The following is a 16,207-nucleotide window of genomic DNA, read 5'->3' on the forward strand; positions in this document are numbered from 1 at the left end:
GATGGCTACTTGATGATGATCTTGCCCGTCATTCCCTTGTCAGCCAGGTCTGGAACCGACCATGTATATTCGCCCGGCCGCACCGTCGTGAACTGGATGTTGATCGTTCCTTCGGCATCGAATTCCAGCCATGCCGGTGCGCCGTTCATATGAACTTCGAGGTCGTTGATGACGATCTGGTTCATCCAGACATTGCGGAACAGATCGGTCATGAACTTGTATTCGAGCCCGGCCGCGGACGTGATTTTCCACCGGTAGCCCTGTCCCGAGATGAGTTCGAAATCCTTCTGGTTCACGGCGAAGTTGTCGTCCTTTGAACCGAGGATCAGTTCCGGCACGTTCTGGCTCGCCCGCGTGACCTTGGGCGCATCATCGTCGTCATCGTCCTTGTCGGCGGCCTGGGCGAAGGCCTGGTTCTGCATGGAAAGAGCGCTGACGAGTGCAGCAAAAGCAATGACTGTGAATTTCGACATGTTTTCCTCCCGTTGAAAATCGAAATGCGGATCAGTTGGGTGCGACCGTCACGCCCCAGGGCAATGCGCCGACCGTGACGGACTTGATGGGCTCATCGCTCTCCGTGTCGATGAAGGTGATGTCGTTCGAAAGGCCGTTGGTGCTGATCAGGTTGCTACCATCCGGCGTGAACGCCAATTGCCAGACACGCTGGCCCACGAGGATGTATTTTTCGACCTCGTAGGTTTCCGTGTTGACGACGGCTACCCGGTTGGCCGGGCCGAGGGCGACATAGGCCTTCTTGCCATCCGCGGTGATCCGCACGCCCACGGGCTGTATCGCTTCCGAGCGCAGGCCCTGGATTTCGAACGTGACCTTCTTGACGACTTCTCTCGAAGTGTTGTCGATGACCGAGACCGTGCCGCCGATCTCCGAGGATACCCAGACCTGCGAGCCGTCCGGCTTGAACTCGGCGAAGCGCGGGCGGGAATCAACGAGCACGTTGGCCACGATCTCATGGGTCGACGTGTCGATGAAATGCGCCATGTTGGTGGTTTCGGACGTGTTCACCATCGTCTTGCCGTCAGGACTGATGCCCATGCCCTCGGGCTCCACGCCGACCGGGATTTCTGTGATCACGTTTTTCTTCTCGACATCGATGACGGTGACGAGATTGTCGTCCTCATTGGCGACGTAAAGCGTCTTGCCGTCAGGGGAGAGGACGAAAAGCTCAGGATCGGGACCGGACGGAAGCGTGCCGATGATCTGATGCGTCGCCGTGTCGATGATCTCGACGGTATCGTCGTCGCTGGCGCAGACGTAAAGATGTTTCCCGTCGTGGGAAATCGTGATGCCGCGTGGTCTCTGTCCCACGTCGATTGTTTTCGTCACCTCCATCGTCTTCGAATCGACGACCGTGACGGTATTGTCCTTCTCGTTCGAGACATAGACGGCGTTTGCCCATGACGGCGCCGCATCGATGACGGCGGCGACGACTCCCGCGAGCAGGTAAGCATGTCTGCGCATTCTCTCCTCCCAATCCCGTTTTTAGTTCAGTTTGCAGGCTGTTTCAGGCTGATCCACTCCCAATGTATCGAGTTCGGAAAACTGATGAAGAAACCCCTCTTGCGGCGACGTGGAGATCACTCCGCGTCCGTCGCCGAGGAAGACCGGCTGGCGGAGCTGCCAGTTCCACCGGCGGAAGCTCACCTTCTGTCCCTTGAAGGCGGCCAGCGAAAAATTCTCGTCCTTTATGAAGGCTTCGATCTTTGCGGTGTCGTTGCTGTTCGTCCGTGTCGCCGCTTCGCCGAGGATGCGGACCGCCGTCCATGCCTGCATGTCCTTGCTGAGCATGCGGCGCCCGGACGCCTTCTCGAAACGGCCCTGGATCTGCGAGCCGCCCCATTGCTCGCTGGCCGGATGCCAGGAGGAAGGGATGAGGCCCGCCGTTCCGGCGACCGGCCGCGGATCCCAGGTCCGGAAGGGGACATAGCTGCCGAAGACCTCGCTCTCGTCGGCGACGACGACGACATCATGTTCCGGCAGGTTCTGCGTGAAGACCGGCATCTGCCGCTGGACCTGAACGACGCCGCTGTCGGTTCTGCGAGCCGTGCCGGTATCCTCGTAGAGCCGTTCCTCGACGATTTTGGCACCGAAGCGCTTGGCCGCCCGCCGGATCGCATCGGCAAAGAGCCGGTCCGGTTCGTGAGAACCATAGAGGAGGACCCAATTGCGCCACCGCTTCCAGACCAGATATTGCGCCAGGCCGTCGGCCAGCATGGTGCGGGTCGGCGCGGTGTGAAAGACGTTGGAGCGGCATTCCTGCTCGCGCAGGACATCGTCCGTCGAGCCCACGTTGAAGAGAAGCACGCCGTTCTCCCTGGCGAGGTCGGCGATGGAGAGCAACTGTTTTGCCGAGATATCGGTCAGCACATATTTCTCGCCGCGCGCCAGCATGTCCCTGAACACCGGGACGACATCCTCCTCCCGTTTCGTCCGGACCACGTCCAGGCTGAAGGACTGGCCGAGAAACCTTCCGGTTGTATTGTTGTCGTTGATGGCGACGTTGGCCCCGGCGACGCCCTCATCCTCCGGCGGTATGTCCAGGACCGAGAGCGCCAGCTGCGGCTCGTAGGCCCTGAGATAGCCTATGCGGATTTCCGTTACGGGCTTGGCGGCGGGATTCTGCTGCGCCATGGGGTGCGGCGCATTGACGAGCAGGAAAAAACAAGCGACAAAAAATACAAGAGTATCCGGCACCGTACTCTTCATGGTCATACCACGCTCCGCGCCGGCCTTCGGTGAAGGCGGCTGCGCTGTACAGATAAGGTGCCCACTATGTTTGTACCCAAATCCCCGATAAACTCAATACTTGTACTCAGCTTTTCTCGCCCCGGCTGGAAAAGATGCTGTGCATGGGGAGTGATCCTATGACGTTGATGCTGGCCAGTGTCCAAAATCGCCGAGAGGCGGAGATCGTTCTGCAGGCGGGGGCGGACATCATCGACCTCAAGGATCCGGCGCGCGGCGCGCTCGGATCGGCAGACATCCGGCAAATCACGGACGTGGTCGCCTTCGTCTCCGGCAGACGGCCCGTCAGTGCCGCCTGTGGAGAATTTTCCGGTGACCCGGCGGCCCTCAGGACAAGGGTCGAGGAGGTGGCCGCCACGGCGGTGGATTTCATCAAGATCGGATTTCTTCCGCCGTATCGCATCGCGGCGGGTGTGGAGGCGCTGGCGGACATTGCCGGCCGGAAAAGACTGATAGCCGTCCTTTTTGCCGATCATCGATATGAGGAGAACGCCATGACATCGTTCGCGAAAGCCGGCTTCTACGGCATCATGCTGGATACCAACGACAAATCGAAGGGACGATTGCTGGACCATATGCCGCCTGACGAGGCCTCGGACTTTGTGGACGAAGGACGGCGGCACGGATTGATGACGGGTCTTGCGGGATCGCTGGAAGCGCCGGACATTCCGCGATTGTTGCCGGGAAAGCCGGATTTCCTCGGTTTCCGGGGTGCTCTCTGCAAGGATCTTGCCAGAAACGGTGATATCGATGCCGAGGCGGCGGGAAAGATCCGCGCTCTCATTCCCGGGGAACGGCCTGTCGAAAAGCCCTCCGGCGCCAGCCTCGAACTCCTGGCGGCACGCGGATATTTCCCCGGCCCGGCTGACGGCGATCTCGGCACGGATCAGATCTTCGTGCGGGATTTCGTCCTGCCTGTCGATATCGGCGCCTATAGTTTCGAACACGGCAAGCCGCAGAAGGTGCGGTTCGATGTGACGGCGGACGTGCTTCGCGTTACGCGCGATCCGAAGGACATGCATGAAATCGTGTCCTACGACCTCATCATGGACGGCATCCGCTCCATCGTCAGCCATGGGCATGTCGATTTGGTCGAAACGCTCGCCGAGCAGACGGCCGCCTTCATCCTTGAAAATCCGAGAGTGGCCCGGGTGGTCGTCCGGGTCGAGAAACTGGAGCTCGGGCCGGGTGGCGTCGGGGTGCAGATCGAGCGGAAAAGGGAAAGCGCCCGGTCGTCCAACCCGCTTCGGGTCGTGGCCTCAGCCGACGGAGGAAGGAAAGCGGGATGACGCCGCTGGTCGTCAAGCTTGGAGGAAGTACGGCCGGCCGCATCGAGATGGAGCAATGGATTGCCGTGCTGGCCTCGGCCACCCTGCCGCTGGTGATCGTCCCGGGCGGCGGGCCGTTCGCGGACCAGGTGCGCTCCTCGCAAAAGGAGATGCATTTCTCGGATGCCGCAGCGCATGAGATGGCCATTCTCGCCATGGAGCAATTCGGCATCGTGATCGCGGAACGGCATCCGCGCCTTCAGCCGGCCCGTTCGCTCGATGATCTCGAAACGATCCTGGCGGAAGGCGGAGTGCCGGTATGGCTTCCGTCGCAGATGACCCGCAATGCCGACATCGCGCCATCCTGGGACATCACATCCGATTCGCTTGCCGCCTGGCTGTGCGGGCAGATCGGCAGCCGGCATCTCCTGTTGTGCAAGCAGGTCGATCCGGAAGACTTTTCGGAGGGTCTGCAAGCGCTGGTTGACAAGGGCGTGGTGGATGCCATGCTGCCGGAACTGCTTGGGGAGGAGACAAGCTTGTACATTTCCGGACCATCGTCGCTGCGTTCGCAGCTGGCGGAGCTGCCCATGAGCCGCATACCGGGGTCTCGCATGAGAATGCGCGCGGCGGCCGGAGGAGGGGAGCGCCGATGACGCGGCTCCATACGCCGCGCTGGGCCTGGGTCCTGACCGGATCGGGCCACTTCTTCGTCGAATGTTTCGAGCTGATCCGCTCACTCGACCATTGCGATGTCTTCGTGACGAAGGCCGCGGACGAGGTTCTCAGGATGTACGGATTGAAGCTCGACTTTTCGGATACGACGCGCGTGCTCCACGACAAGACGGCAAGCGCGGTTCCGGTCGGCGAATTCTATCACGGCGTCTACCATAGCGTGGTGATCGCGCCTGCCACGTCGAACACCGTCGCCAAATGCGTGGCGGGCATTTCCGACACGATCGCCACGAACGTCTATGCGCAGGCCGGCAAATGCCGTCTTCCGTCGATCGTCTTCGCCTGCGATACCGCGCCGGAACTGGAGACGATGGCGCCGCACGGCATGGTGAAAGTCTATCCCCGGCCGATCGATCTGGAGAACACCGAACGTCTCAAGACCTTCGAATACACCGAAGTCGTCGAATCCTTTGCCGATTTGAAACTGGCGGTGGCGCGCCGGAAAGAAGTGGTCGAGAGCGGTGGCTGAACATCTCGTCTTCCTGACCGGGCACCTGGCAAAGACCAGGCTCGAAAACGTTCTCGCCGGGTTGGGAGCGACGCCATTCACTTACGAGATCATCGATATCGGCGTGAAGGTCGCCGCCCTGATGACGGAAGAGATCGTCAGCCGGCGCCTGCCCCGGCCGTTGAAGGCGGACCGGGTGGTGCTGCCCGGACGCTTCAGGGGGCATCTGGAAAGGTTGAGCGACACGTTCGGCATGCCTTTCGTCCGCGGGCCGGACGAGGTTGCGGATCTGCCTGCCTATCTCGGCCGCGCAGGAAAGCCGCCCGATCTCTCGCGACACGACATGCGTATCTTCGCCGAGATCGTCGACGCATCGATCCTTTCGCTGGAAGCCTTGCTGCAACGAGCCAAAGCCCTTGCGGACGCCGGTGCGGATGTGATCGATCTCGGCTGTCTTCCCGACACGCCCTTCGCCCATCTGGCGGAGGCGATCGGGCGGCTCAAGGCCGAAGGGTTGTCGGTCAGCGTCGACTCGGCCAACCCCGATGAGCTGGAACTCGCCTCCCGCTCCGGCGTCGATTATCTCCTGAGCCTCAACGAGAAGACCATCGATATCGCCGCCCGTTATGAGGTCACGCCGGTCCTGGTTCCGGCCGTGCCCGGCGATCTCGACTCTCTCGGACGTGCCATCGATGCGGCGCAGAAAGCCGGGATATCCTTCATTGCCGATCCGGTTCTCGACCCCATTCATTTCGGTTTTGCCGCTTCTCTGGAACGCTTCGTCGAGGCCCGCCGCCGCTGGCCGGCTGTGGAAATGATGATGGGCACCGGCAACCTGACCGAATTGACCGATGCGGACTCGTCAGGGGTCACGGCCGTTCTTGCGGGCCTCTGTTCGGAGCTCGCAATCGCCAACGTGCTGGTCGTCAACGTCAGCCCGCATACGGTGCGCACGGTGGAGGAGCATGACAGGGCGCGGCGGATCATGTTTGCCGCGAAGAACGATCATGCGTTGCCGCGCGGCTACGACGCGGGCCTCCTGCAGATCCACGACCGCTCGCCCTTCACCAGCAGCATTGCGGATATCGATGCGTTGGCCAACACCGTGCGCGACGCCAATTTTCGCATCATGACCGCACCGGACGGCATCCATGTCTTCAGCAATCAGGGGCATTGGACGGCCAAGGATGCCTTCGATCTCTTTCCCTCCCTCAATGTGGCGCAGGACGGGGCGCATGCCTTTTACCTCGGTGCGGAATTGATGAAGGCGGAGATCGCCTGGAAGCTGGGCAAGCGTTATTCGCAGGACGAGCCGCTTGCCTGGGGCGTGGCAAGTCCGCGGACAGGCGAGGATCGCACCCGCCTCGCCGAGGCCGGGCATACGCTCAAGGCGAAGAAGGAAGGCCCATGACCTTCATTCGGGAAACGATCGTGACGACGGTGAGCGCCGAAGGCCGCGTGCATATCGCGCCGCTCGGGATCATCGCGCAGGATGACGGATGGATCATCGCGCCGTTCCGGCCCTCCACCACGCTCGAAAACCTCACCGCCGTCCCGTTTGCCGTCGCCAACTATACGGACGACATGCGGATCTTCGCGGGCTGTCTCACCGGGCGGCGGGATTGGCCGGTTGTTGCGGTAGAGGGCTGCCCCGTACCGCGTCTGGCGGCGGCGCTCAGCCATTCGGTTCTGCAGGTCGTGTCGGTCAAGCAGGACGAACTGCGCCCGCGCTTCTTCTGCAAGGTCGTCGCCGAAGCCATGCATGCACCCTTCACCGGGATGAACCGGGCCAAGGCGGCCGTCCTCGAACTTGCGATCCTGGTGAGCAGGCTGCACATGCTGCCGAAGGAAAAGATCGATTCCGAGATCGCCTACCTGACGATCGCGATCGAGAAGACCGCAGGCCCGGACGAGCGGCAGGCCTGGGATTGGCTGATGGAACGGGTGAACGCGCACCGCGCCGCGCATTGAGGCGGCCGATCGAGAAACCGTCGTTAAGACATTCCGCGCGCGAACCAGAGCAGGGCGACGGCAGCGGCGGGTGCGGCCTTGCCGGCCTGGTTCCGCGCCTCCTCCGAGGCTGCCGCGATGAGGGTGCCGAAATCGACGTAAGGCCGCTCCAGGCGTTTGGCGAGCTGCATGATTTGCGGGCGGCCGATCCCCGCGCCAACGACCGGTGCGGTGGGGTCGAGCCTGGCATTGGCGGCCACCATGAACGCGCCGTCGTAGATCATCCGCAACTGGTGCTCGCTGAACCAGCGGGCGATGTCGATCCATTCGCCTTCGTCGAGATCGGCGCTGTCGCGTCCCACCATGCGGGCGATGCGCCCGACGGATCCGGCAAGCGACTTGGCCCTGCGGTCGGCGGCGGGATAATGGTCGTCGGCCTCGTCCAGCGTTCCGAGAATGCGGCCGAGATCGGCGGTGTTGGCGAAATACTCGTTCATCAGCGGCGTCATCGTGCCGCGCACCGGAACCCGTTCGGCGATGCCGATCAGCGCCGAGCGCGTGAAGCCGGTATAGACGAGCTCGCCGGTCAGCAGGCGCTCCGCATCGGAATAGCCGGTGTTGCGGAGCTTTCCGTCACCGAACGCGATGATGTCGGTCGTCGTCGAGCCCATGTCGACGAATAGGCCTTCGCTCGTGGTCTTGGCACTCAATTCAGCTGTCGCATGCCAGTTGGCCGAGGCGATATCGGAACCGAGATCATAGGCGCGAGGGAGATCGACGAAGCCTGCACGACCGGCGTAGATATGGATATCGTCGCGGCCGAACTCCGTTCCGATGAAATCCAGGATGCCGCGGATACCGGCTTCCCGTGACGGAAAGCCGTCCGACAGTTCACCCGTCATCGTGAAGACATGGATGCTGTTGCTCTGAAAAAGCGGCCGCAACTGGTTCAGCGCATCGCGCACCTGATCGAGCCCGAGCCACATCGACGCCTTGAAGGTGCTGGCATGCGTAATCCGGCCGTTCTCGGCCTGCGCCATCTTCAGGTGCGCGCCGCCGATGTCCCAGCCTATAACGTTCTTTTCTTCTCCCGCCATTCCGGCTTTCATGTGAGTCATCGTTCTTGCAGAGGTTCGACCATTGCTTATCATTCCCGTTCTCGACGTCAAAGACGGCCATGTGGTGCGCGCGCAGATGGGCATGCGCGAAACCTACAAGCCCATCGAAACGCCGCTCAGCCCGACCTCGGCGATCGAAAGCGTCGCCGAGGGGTTGCGTTCAGTTCATCCGTTCCCGGTCTTCTACGTGGCCGATCTCGATGCGATCGAGAATGGTTCGAGCGCTTTCGCGACCGCCGATCCTCTGTCTCATCTGCGACCGAAGCCCGACGTCTGGCTCGATGCGGGCTTTCGAAGCGCAAGGGATGTCGAAGAGGCGCTTGCCCATGCACGGACCTTCGCGGTTCTCGGTTCGGAAAGTCAGGCGAATACGGATGTTCTTCGCGCGTTCGGCACGCATCCGAGACTGATCCTCTCCCTCGATTTTCGTGGCGATACATTCCTGGGGCCGCCGGCTATCCTTTCAGAGCCTGGCTTCTGGCCGGAGCGGGTGATCGTGATGACCCTCGACAAGGTGGGGGCTCGCCGCGGGCCTGATTTCGATCGCCTTCAGGCCATCAAGGATGTCGCGGGAAACCGCAAGATCATCGCCGCGGGCGGGGTCCGCAATGTGGACGACTTGGAACGGTTGCACGACATGGGCATCGCGGGCGCCCTTGTTGCGACGTCGTTACATAGTGGCGAGCTCGGCGGTGCCGAGATCTCAGCCTTGATGGGCAAATGAGAACATCCCGGAGAAGAGGCCTACCCCTTCTCCCGGTTTTATCAACCTTGCATGACGTTGATTTTGGAGCGGGGAGAGGACCAATTGTCCAAACCCCAGCTCCATTTTCTCGATCCGAAGCCGAAGCGTTGCCACCTTCAACGGTTCGCGCGTGAAGATGGCGCGCTGCTGAAGCCTAAGAGCCTCGACAACCGGCGCAACAGGCCACCTGTTTCCACGGGGGGCTCGCTCTGTGCGGGGTTGCTTCTTGTCTAAGCGCTGAAAGGATGCTTGACGGAGTCCCGCTGAGCGGTTGCTTCCGCCGCGGTCGGCTTGCCCGTCACCGCACGCTCGATCGCTTCCTTCGTTGCCCTGTAGTTATAATCCTGGATCTTGGCGTCGTCCTCGGCCTCCCAGTGGATGAAGACGCCGACGCAGATGAAGACGTCATCGGCCTCCTCGACGGGGATGATGCCTTCGGCAACGCTGTCCTGCACTGCCTTTGCCACCGCATGCTGCGCCGGGCCGAACATCTGCACGGCCTGTTTTGCACCCTTGATGGTGACCTTGTTGAACAATATCGTATTGGGCTTGCACGCCAGGTTCGGTGCGATGACCGCCAGCAGCGACGTAAACCCGTCCTTATTGTTCGTAAGTGCGTTGCAGAATGCCGTTTCCACGGCGCTTCCGCGCGGTCCGATCAGAAGATCGATATGAGCGACTTCATTTCCCTCACCAACGAGAGACTCACCAACCATTACCTTGCTAATCTTTGCCACGGCCAATTCCTCCCATGTACCCTGTGGTCAAAAATGCGTTTGTCCAAAGAAGCCGTACCACACGAGACATGAGGCTCGATGGACAGCTATCCTTGTTCGCAGCACCCTTTGATCGGGTCGGTTGGCCAGATAGCAGCGAGTAAGATTTGTTCGCCGATCAAATTCAAGCATTTAAGTCGGAATTATGCAAGCCGAAGTTCATGTTGCAGACAAAAAGCGTCGCAACCGTGAGGTCGGCGGAGGTTCCGGGGTTGATATCCTTGTCTTTAAGCCGCTTGTCGAAGTCCAGCAGCGCCTTTTCCCGCCTCGACAAGTCCGTCTCCTTCGTCACGATCCGGCGTATCGTCTCCGCCTCTTTTCTGATTTCTTCGGCGAGATCGATGCCGTGCTTGCGTCCGACATGGCTGTCGGGAAATGACGACAGGAAGTGAAGATAGACGAAGATCGTCGGCCACATTTCCTTTTCGCCCTTTTCGCTCGCTTCTGCCCAGGCGGACAGGCCGCCGGCGAATATGTCGGCAAAGCCGGTCACATACTGTCTCGCGATCATGTCGCGGTCGGCGGCCATGCCCATGGCGTCGAGGAGCGATACCGTCGGCTCTTCCCGGACATCCTGCTCTTCGGCGCTGCCGAGGCCTCCCGGATTGCCGAGCCGGATGGCGGCGAAGACGTCGCGGGCGTCTTCCGCATCCATTTCATCCAATGTCCGGCGCAGGTCGTCGCGGAAATGCGCCGAAGCGCTTTCCGCCGCTTTGGCGAGCGGGGCGCAAAGCAGGAGGATGCCGAGATTGGTGTTCGTTCCGACCCTTTCACGCGTCGCCGATACTGCGGTAAGCACGCGCCGGCCGACCGATGCAAAGGGTTCGGAAACCAGCGGCGCGCTGACCTCGGCGCTTTCGAGGAACTGACCGGCAGTCATCCGGTGCCCGTCCGCGAAGCGATGGACGTTGCCGGGCTTCAGCGCCTCGATCTCGGCCCGGCAGGCATCGAGATATGCGGTCATGATCTGCTGCCGCGTCAGCGTCATGCGGCGGGTCTTTCCTTAGCAGCGGGATCGAGAAGCTCGACCATCGCCTGGGCGATGCAATCGGCGATGCGGACGGGAACGACGGATTGCAAACCGGCCCAGGCGGGCATGCTGTTGACCTCCAGCACGAGGAGATTGCCTTCGCATCCCTGAACGATATCGATACCCGCGAAGTCGGTGCCGATCGTTGCGGCGGCGGCGAGCGCAAGGTCCTCGAGCTTCTGGTGCAATAGTCCGACAACGGGTTCCGCCCTTGCTCCCCGCGCGATATTGGTAATCCAGCCGTCGGCGCAGCGTCCCATCATGCCGAGAACTTCGCCGTTGCTGACGAATATGCGGTAGTCCCGATAGGGCGGTCCGTTGCGCACGACGAGACGCTGCAGGTAATAGACATTGTCGACGTCGTCGGGGTCGGGCAGGTCGGCAGTCGAACGGACGAGCCGGATTCCGCGTCCCTGCGAGCCGAACAGGGGTTTCAGCACGAGCGGACCCTGCGGCACCTCGCGCTCGACGATCGCCTTGGCGTTGTCGGGGCCTTCGACGGCGAAGGTCTCCGGCGTCGGAATTCCGGCTGTCGCAAGCAGAAACGTGGTGGTCGATTTGTCGACGCACCGCTCGATCGCCTTGGCGGAATTCCAGACCGGCACGCCGAGATGGGCGAGGGCGTGCAAAATGCCGAGACGGCGCGTGATTGCTTCGAACGTGCCGCCGGAAATGGAACGGACGATCACGCCGGCCGGAAGAGCCCCGTCCAGCGTCGGGATGGCGATGCCCGAAGGATATCGCGTATCGAATGCTATATCGCTGAGCGGGCAGAAGATCGTTTCCGAACCGAGCTCCTTGAAGGAGCGCCGCAATTGTTTCACCTGGCCGTCCGGCTTGTCGGAAACAATGAGAACCCTGTCGGACATCACCACCTGTTCAGCCAAGAGATTGCTCCAGCATCTCACCGTTCCATTCGCCGGCGCGGAAGGTGTCGCCCGTCTCGACGGCCGTGACGATCACCTCGGCCGGGCTGAAGAGATGCGGATCGATCGCATAGAAGTCGCCGTTGAACTTCTTGAAGATTTCCGCAAACGGCTGCCCGTAGTCGCGTGACCTGTTGCTCGGCAACTGATCGGCGAGTTCGCGGGCCGCCGCCGCGCTGCCGCGGACGAACAATTGCACCAGTCCGCCATAGATGATGGCATCGTTCGTGCGCCCCATGGCCTGCAGGAAATCGGGATGGGGTGCCGGAACCGGGGCGCATCCCGCTCCGTCGACGATGGCATCCAAAGGGAAGTGCAGACTGTGCGCTTTGTGAAGGGCGACCTCCAGGGAGCGGCCGATGATTTGCACGGAGCCGGCAAGGCTTTGCGTCGGCGCGTAGATGAAGGTCAGAGCGCCAGCCGGCAGTCCTGTCGCCACCGCCACCTTCTCGACGACGGCGGGCGGCGGCGGTTTGTCCGCTTCCAGCACGAGGATCGACGTCGAAGCGTCGGTTTCGCTATAGGCAATCTCTTCGAACAGCGGCTCCACCCGCGCCAGCACGCGTGCGGGACCGGAGCCCATGGCGAAATATTTCTCATGCGAAAGCCGCCAGCCCGCATATTGACTGCCGAGGCAGGCAATGACCGGTTGCGAGGAATGGACGGTGACGCTCAGCGGCCATTTTTCGTTATTGCGGTCGAGCGTCAAGGAGACGGTCCCGAGACCGCCCATGCAGATTTCCGTCATCCGCAGCCCGACTTCGAGCCCGCCGAGACTGGCTGCGCCGGCATCGATCAGATGTTCTCCCAGAGGGCCGCGCGTGTAGGTGATGCCGAACCGCTCGCCATCGGCAACGATCTGATCGACGATGCGCTGGGCGTTTCTGTTGAGAGAGGCTTTTCCGTTCATCATTGGAAACTCTCCTTCCAATGCTCCGCCATTTCATTGACGCGACGTTTCACGGCCCGCTCGGCGGCGGCGGCGGATCGTGCCTCGGCCAGGACGGTGCAGACGGGATCGTCGGCGCTCAGCGCCGATCCGGGATTCTGGTGATCGGCCGTCATGCTCGGCCAAGCGACGTCCGGAAAACGGGACATGGCGTAGGGCGCGTAGGCGATCGCCGAAGCCCTCGTGCCGCGATAAGTCGGGACCGTGATCTCGTCACCCCGCACGGCGTTCAGATGTGCGGCGAGCAGTGGTGCATCCTCAGTGTCGAAGATATCGAGCGTGGCTCCCGGTCGCGGATTGATTTCGATGAGGTGCAGCCCCTCCGGCCCGTCGATGAAATCGGCGCTGCAGAGACCGACAAGGCCGGTGCGTTTCGTCAATCTGTCGAGCCAGCAGGCGATCTCGGCCTTTTTTTCCCGATCGAAGCGCATGAGCCGCACTGCACCGCCATAGCGAAACGGCGAGGATTGCGAGGGCGAGGACCACTGCCGGCTGAAACCGACGATGCGCGCACTCCCCGCCTGTGCCAGGAACAGGGCCGAGATGCTGCAGCCCTCGACGAACTTCTGGTAATAATAGCCGTCTTCGAGGGGCGCTCCGGCCGGCCGGACATGGGATCCTCCGGCGCCGCCACCAAGCTTGGTCAGCCAACCTTCCTGCTGGAGCGGCGGCGAGAACCGGATCGCCGGATGCCTGATGCCGAGATCCCAGCAGAGCCGGGAGAGACCAGCCGGATCCTTGACGGCGCGGATCGTCGCGGCACTGTTTCCGGCAATCCGGAATGTCTTGGCAAGCGTATCGATGACGTCGGGACGGCGCTCGAAGCCCGAGCCGTAGATCAGTGCGATCGGTTCCTCGTCCTGTGCGAGGCCCGCCAACGCGCCGGCGATTTTCTCGCCGTCGATACCGTCGCGTATGCTGCCGGGAAGCCGCGCGGTGCGGTCGGCCAGGGCAACCGTATCGGAATCGCCGAAGAGATCGGCCACCAGCGGCCTGTAGCCGGCGCGGCGCGCTGCTGCCGCAAGTGACCGGCCGGAAATGGCCGCGATCAGAAGGGCGGGGCTATTTTTCGATGCTGCGGGCAAGGGCGAAAGCATCCTGAAAATCGTAGACGACCGGCTTTTCGGTGCCCATCATCTGTTTGAACAGACCGGACTGCGTCTTGTATTTGAGATTGCCGATAGTGAGAGCGCCGATGCCGGTCGCCGATGTTTCCCCCAGCTTGTCGGCCTTCGCATTGACCGCCAGACCTTCGATCCCTGATGGCGGCACGGCATTGACATCCGCCGCGACGAGCAGGTTCGTCGCGGAGCGGAGTTGCTCAGCCGTGATCACCCTGACCCCGGCCTTGGCGGCCGCCAGGACGACCTCGGCCTCCTGCAGCAATGCCGCCTTCCTCTCGTCGGTGGAGCCGTCGGCCGCCTTCACCGTCACGCCGAAGCGGGCCTTGATGGCTTCGGCGATCTTGCCGACACGGCTCACCCCGTCATGACCCGCCAGAGTGACGTCCGCGCCTTCCTTGGCGGAGATCACGGCCGTGCAATAGCCGACGACGCCGGTCGCTCCGAAGATCGCCACCTTCGTTCCGGCAAGGCCACGTCCATGCAGTTTCTCGAGTGCCTTTTCGACCTTGGCGACCATTGCCGCCGCCGTCGTGAACGAACCGGCGGGATCGGCAAAGACGGAAATCCCGAAAGGGGGCACCATCGCCTTTTTCGCGGCGTCGATCATGTCGAGCGCCAGGACCGTATCGCGTCCGGCGATGAAAACACCGGTGGCGGTGCCGGCATCCGGCGGGCGCGAAAAGATGGCGTCCTGCACGAGGCCGGTCACGTCGGCGAGCGCCACGTCCGTATAGGGAATGACGTGATCGTAGCCCGCATCGAGAGCCATGTTGACGTCGAAAGGGCTCATCTGTCTCAATGGCGTGAGCATATGGAGAATGGTTTTCCGGCTCATTGCCGCGCCTTCCCTGACAGCGTTTTCCTGTATTCCAGCTTGAATTCGACCGGTTCCGCCCTTCGCGTGATCATCGCTCCCTCGTTTCTGGCGGCGACGATGCGGATCGTGGTGCCGGTGCCCTGCAGGGCTGCGGCGGCGACGATGCGCTCGGCCGCCAGCTGCGATTCCGCGAAAGCAAATCCCGTCGGCCCCCAGGAGCTTTGACCGATGCCGACGGCGCCGCATTCTCCGAGCTTCAGAAGCGTCTCTTCCACCGCGCGGCTGGTGAAACGGCCGCCCTGGGCCGGGGAAAAATAATCCCCGAGCTTCTGCTGGATTGCCATCACGGCATTGCCGAACGTCGTGATGTCCTTTTCGATCACGGCGGGCACGATCTCCATCAGGGCATGGCGGCAGATGGAGGCCGAGCTCTCCGCAGGAAATGGCGGAAGCGTGCGGAAGGCCTTGATCTCGGCATCTCCGTGAATTCCCTGTGCATGGCCGTCCAGCACGAGGATGACGCGCCACTCGCTCGGAAACGGGATGCGGGAGACGACGGTCGGGGTGAGGTCGTCCTTGGTCTTGCCGGCGTCAAGGATGAGGCCACCTTCTTCGAAGGCCGCAATGCCGATCCCCGATCGTGCGCCGCGTCCGAGGAAGGTGGCGTCGTCGCGGACGTGGAACGGCAGGTCGTGCAATGTCCGAAGCGCCGCCGAGACGGCAAGCGCGAGCTGAGTTCCCGATCCCAGCCCGGCATGGGCGGGAATGGTCTCGAACACGGTGACCTGATGATGATCGGTGAGATCGAGATGCGGCCGGAGGGCGGCAAGGTGCGAGAATATGCGCGCACTCTCGTCTCCATCAACGCTGGTCTCGGCTGCCCTCGATATCTCCAGCCTGGTCGATATGCCGTCGAGCGGCAGACCGATGCTTCCGAAGCGCGCGCTTTCCTTTCCGGGGATGTCCAAAAACCCAAGGTGCAAGCGTCCAGGAACTTGAATGGAGACGGAGTCCGACATCGGTTCTATTCTGAACTTTTTGATAATCGGGCCCTGAGTTCATGTTATCCTATTTTGTTACCGGCGCAAGCCTGGGCGAGGGAGCTGGAGAAAAAGAAGCGAGGAGCATCCGTGATGAACGAGGAGAAGGAACGCAAACGCGAGCGCGTTTATTCGGAGGAGGAAATCGTCTCGAAGCTTCAGGCGGAGCTTCCGCACTGGCGTTACGAAAACGGCTGGATTCGCCGCAAATACAAGACGCATGGCTGGAAATCCACGCTCATGGTGATCAACGCCGTCGGGCATCTGGCTGAAGCGGCATGGCATCATCCGGACATCAAGGCGTCCTATGCCTGGGTGGAGGTCCTCTTGATGAACCACGCGGCCAAAGGCGTGACTGACAAGGATTTCGAACTCGCCAGAAAGATCGAGGACGTTGTCCAATGGCAGCCCGGCAGGCAGGGCGGCGCGCTTGAAGGCACGCCCAACGCCGATCAGCGATTTGCCTATCTGAAATACGATAGCTGAGCCGCATTTTTCGCCGGGCGGACTTCACATTT

Annotated in this window: 18 protein-coding genes; 7 read left to right on the plus strand and 11 right to left on the minus strand. The window is 61.9% G+C overall.

Annotated elements, in window-relative coordinates; all coding sequences use genetic code 11:
- Nucleotides 1-5: 5 nt before the first annotated feature.
- Genes ACMGE0_RS00140 through ACMGE0_RS00150 form a run of 3 tightly spaced genes read right to left on the minus strand, consistent with a single transcriptional unit; the run spans nucleotide 6 to nucleotide 2,649 of the window.
- Nucleotides 6-473, minus strand: a complete 468-nt coding sequence (locus ACMGE0_RS00140; RefSeq protein WP_436813835.1) for a cupredoxin domain-containing protein — start codon at nucleotides 471-473, stop codon at nucleotides 6-8.
- A 31-nt stretch (nucleotides 474-504) separates the two neighbouring features.
- Nucleotides 505-1,479 (minus strand): YVTN family beta-propeller repeat protein, encoded by a 975-nt coding sequence (locus ACMGE0_RS00145; protein ID WP_436813836.1) that lies wholly within the window; start codon nucleotides 1,477-1,479, stop codon nucleotides 505-507.
- 21 nt (nucleotides 1,480-1,500) lie between these two features.
- Nucleotides 1,501-2,649, minus strand: a complete 1,149-nt coding sequence (locus ACMGE0_RS00150; protein ID WP_436814487.1) for an ABC transporter substrate-binding protein — start codon at nucleotides 2,647-2,649, stop codon at nucleotides 1,501-1,503.
- Nucleotides 2,650-2,882: 233 nt separating this feature from the next.
- Between ACMGE0_RS00150 and ACMGE0_RS00155 the strand changes: the two genes are divergently transcribed.
- The 5 genes from ACMGE0_RS00155 to ACMGE0_RS00175 are packed head-to-tail and all read left to right on the plus strand — an operon-like array spanning nucleotide 2,883 to nucleotide 7,185.
- On the plus strand, nucleotides 2,883-4,052 hold the full coding sequence (locus ACMGE0_RS00155; protein ID WP_436813837.1) for a (5-formylfuran-3-yl)methyl phosphate synthase: 1,170 nt from the start codon (nucleotides 2,883-2,885) through the stop codon (nucleotides 4,050-4,052).
- Nucleotides 4,049-4,687, plus strand: a complete 639-nt coding sequence (locus tag ACMGE0_RS00160) for an amino acid kinase family protein (protein ID WP_436813838.1) — start codon at nucleotides 4,049-4,051, stop codon at nucleotides 4,685-4,687. Before ACMGE0_RS00155 ends, ACMGE0_RS00160 begins: the two co-directional genes overlap by 4 nt.
- Nucleotides 4,684-5,235 (plus strand): flavoprotein, encoded by a 552-nt coding sequence (locus tag ACMGE0_RS00165; RefSeq protein WP_436813839.1) that lies wholly within the window; start codon nucleotides 4,684-4,686, stop codon nucleotides 5,233-5,235. Before ACMGE0_RS00160 ends, ACMGE0_RS00165 begins: the two co-directional genes overlap by 4 nt.
- On the plus strand, nucleotides 5,228-6,625 hold the full coding sequence (locus tag ACMGE0_RS00170) for a DUF6513 domain-containing protein (RefSeq protein WP_436813840.1): 1,398 nt from the start codon (nucleotides 5,228-5,230) through the stop codon (nucleotides 6,623-6,625). The genes ACMGE0_RS00165 and ACMGE0_RS00170 overlap by 8 nt, the downstream gene beginning before the upstream one ends.
- The gene (locus ACMGE0_RS00175; RefSeq protein WP_436813841.1) at nucleotides 6,622-7,185 is read left to right on the plus strand and encodes a DUF447 domain-containing protein; all 564 of its coding nucleotides are present in this window, start codon (nucleotides 6,622-6,624) and stop codon (nucleotides 7,183-7,185) included. Before ACMGE0_RS00170 ends, ACMGE0_RS00175 begins: the two co-directional genes overlap by 4 nt.
- A 23-nt stretch (nucleotides 7,186-7,208) precedes the next feature.
- On the opposite strand, the gene ACMGE0_RS00180 is transcribed toward ACMGE0_RS00175, so the two are convergent.
- Complete coding sequence (locus tag ACMGE0_RS00180; RefSeq protein ID WP_436813842.1) at nucleotides 7,209-8,261, minus strand: hydantoinase/oxoprolinase family protein; 1,053 nt, start codon at nucleotides 8,259-8,261, stop codon at nucleotides 7,209-7,211.
- A 43-nt stretch (nucleotides 8,262-8,304) separates the two neighbouring features.
- Here ACMGE0_RS00180 and ACMGE0_RS00185 point away from each other — a divergent pair, with 43 nt between their 5' ends.
- Complete coding sequence (locus ACMGE0_RS00185) at nucleotides 8,305-9,006, plus strand: HisA/HisF-related TIM barrel protein (RefSeq protein ID WP_436813843.1); 702 nt, start codon at nucleotides 8,305-8,307, stop codon at nucleotides 9,004-9,006.
- 251 nt (nucleotides 9,007-9,257) lie between these two features.
- Here ACMGE0_RS00185 and fae read toward each other — a convergent pair whose 3' ends face one another.
- The 7 genes from fae to ACMGE0_RS00220 all read right to left on the minus strand — a co-directional run bounded on the left by fae (nucleotide 9,258) and on the right by ACMGE0_RS00220 (nucleotide 15,668).
- A complete protein-coding gene (fae, locus tag ACMGE0_RS00190) occupies nucleotides 9,258-9,764 on the minus strand; it encodes a formaldehyde-activating enzyme (RefSeq protein WP_085420818.1) in 507 nt (168 codons plus the stop codon).
- 163 nt (nucleotides 9,765-9,927) lie between these two features.
- Nucleotides 9,928-10,791, minus strand: coding sequence for a triphosphoribosyl-dephospho-CoA synthase (locus ACMGE0_RS00195; protein ID WP_436813844.1), 864 nt, complete (start codon nucleotides 10,789-10,791; stop codon nucleotides 9,928-9,930).
- Nucleotides 10,788-11,720, minus strand: a complete 933-nt coding sequence (locus ACMGE0_RS00200; protein ID WP_436813845.1) for an ATP-grasp domain-containing protein — start codon at nucleotides 11,718-11,720, stop codon at nucleotides 10,788-10,790. The genes ACMGE0_RS00195 and ACMGE0_RS00200 overlap by 4 nt, the downstream gene beginning before the upstream one ends.
- Nucleotides 11,713-12,672, minus strand: coding sequence for a methenyltetrahydromethanopterin cyclohydrolase (gene mch / locus ACMGE0_RS00205; RefSeq protein WP_436813846.1), 960 nt, complete (start codon nucleotides 12,670-12,672; stop codon nucleotides 11,713-11,715). The genes ACMGE0_RS00200 and mch overlap by 8 nt, the downstream gene beginning before the upstream one ends.
- Nucleotides 12,669-13,793 carry an ATP-grasp domain-containing protein gene (locus ACMGE0_RS00210; protein ID WP_436813847.1) on the minus strand — a complete coding sequence of 375 codons (1,125 nt, stop codon included), beginning with the start codon at nucleotides 13,791-13,793 and terminating at the stop codon, nucleotides 12,669-12,671. The genes mch and ACMGE0_RS00210 overlap by 4 nt, the downstream gene beginning before the upstream one ends.
- Complete coding sequence (locus ACMGE0_RS00215; RefSeq protein WP_436813848.1) at nucleotides 13,771-14,667, minus strand: NAD(P)-dependent methylenetetrahydromethanopterin dehydrogenase; 897 nt, start codon at nucleotides 14,665-14,667, stop codon at nucleotides 13,771-13,773. Before ACMGE0_RS00215 ends, ACMGE0_RS00210 begins: the two co-directional genes overlap by 23 nt.
- Entirely contained in the window at nucleotides 14,664-15,668 is a 1,005-nt protein-coding gene (locus tag ACMGE0_RS00220; protein WP_436813849.1) for a beta-ribofuranosylaminobenzene 5'-phosphate synthase family protein, read from the minus strand. Before ACMGE0_RS00220 ends, ACMGE0_RS00215 begins: the two co-directional genes overlap by 4 nt.
- 114 nt (nucleotides 15,669-15,782) lie before the next feature.
- On the opposite strand from ACMGE0_RS00220, the gene ACMGE0_RS00225 reads away from it, so the two are divergent.
- A complete protein-coding gene (locus ACMGE0_RS00225; protein WP_436813850.1) occupies nucleotides 15,783-16,175 on the plus strand; it encodes a 4a-hydroxytetrahydrobiopterin dehydratase in 393 nt (130 codons plus the stop codon).
- Nucleotides 16,176-16,207 lie beyond the last annotated feature (32 nt).

It is taken from the genome of Neorhizobium descurainiae (assembly GCF_051400715.1).
Classification (GTDB): Bacteria; Pseudomonadota; Alphaproteobacteria; order Rhizobiales; family Rhizobiaceae; genus Neorhizobium.

Bases quoted from the DNA above. Each gene is read 5' to 3' on its own strand.
- ACMGE0_RS00155 (WP_436813837.1), top strand. From the start codon at position 2,883: ATGACGTTGATGCTGGCCAGTGTCCAAAATCGCCGAGAGGCGGAGATC.
- ACMGE0_RS00160 (WP_436813838.1), top strand. From the start codon at position 4,049: ATGACGCCGCTGGTCGTCAAGCTTGGAGGAAGTACGGCCGGCCGCATC.
- ACMGE0_RS00150 (WP_436814487.1), bottom strand. From the start codon at position 2,649: ATGGCGCAGCAGAATCCCGCCGCCAAGCCCGTAACGGAAATCCGCATA.
- ACMGE0_RS00215 (WP_436813848.1), bottom strand. From the start codon at position 14,667: ATGAGCCGGAAAACCATTCTCCATATGCTCACGCCATTGAGACAGATG.
- ACMGE0_RS00180 (WP_436813842.1), bottom strand. From the start codon at position 8,261: ATGGCGGGAGAAGAAAAGAACGTTATAGGCTGGGACATCGGCGGCGCG.
- ACMGE0_RS00145 (WP_436813836.1), bottom strand. From the start codon at position 1,479: ATGCGCAGACATGCTTACCTGCTCGCGGGAGTCGTCGCCGCCGTCATC.
- mch (WP_436813846.1), bottom strand. From the start codon at position 12,672: ATGATGAACGGAAAAGCCTCTCTCAACAGAAACGCCCAGCGCATCGTC.
- ACMGE0_RS00140 (WP_436813835.1), bottom strand. From the start codon at position 473: ATGTCGAAATTCACAGTCATTGCTTTTGCTGCACTCGTCAGCGCTCTT.
- ACMGE0_RS00220 (WP_436813849.1), bottom strand. From the start codon at position 15,668: ATGTCGGACTCCGTCTCCATTCAAGTTCCTGGACGCTTGCACCTTGGG.
- ACMGE0_RS00195 (WP_436813844.1), bottom strand. From the start codon at position 10,791: ATGACGCTGACGCGGCAGCAGATCATGACCGCATATCTCGATGCCTGC.
- ACMGE0_RS00225 (WP_436813850.1), top strand. From the start codon at position 15,783: ATGAACGAGGAGAAGGAACGCAAACGCGAGCGCGTTTATTCGGAGGAG.
- ACMGE0_RS00165 (WP_436813839.1), top strand. From the start codon at position 4,684: ATGACGCGGCTCCATACGCCGCGCTGGGCCTGGGTCCTGACCGGATCG.
- ACMGE0_RS00175 (WP_436813841.1), top strand. From the start codon at position 6,622: ATGACCTTCATTCGGGAAACGATCGTGACGACGGTGAGCGCCGAAGGC.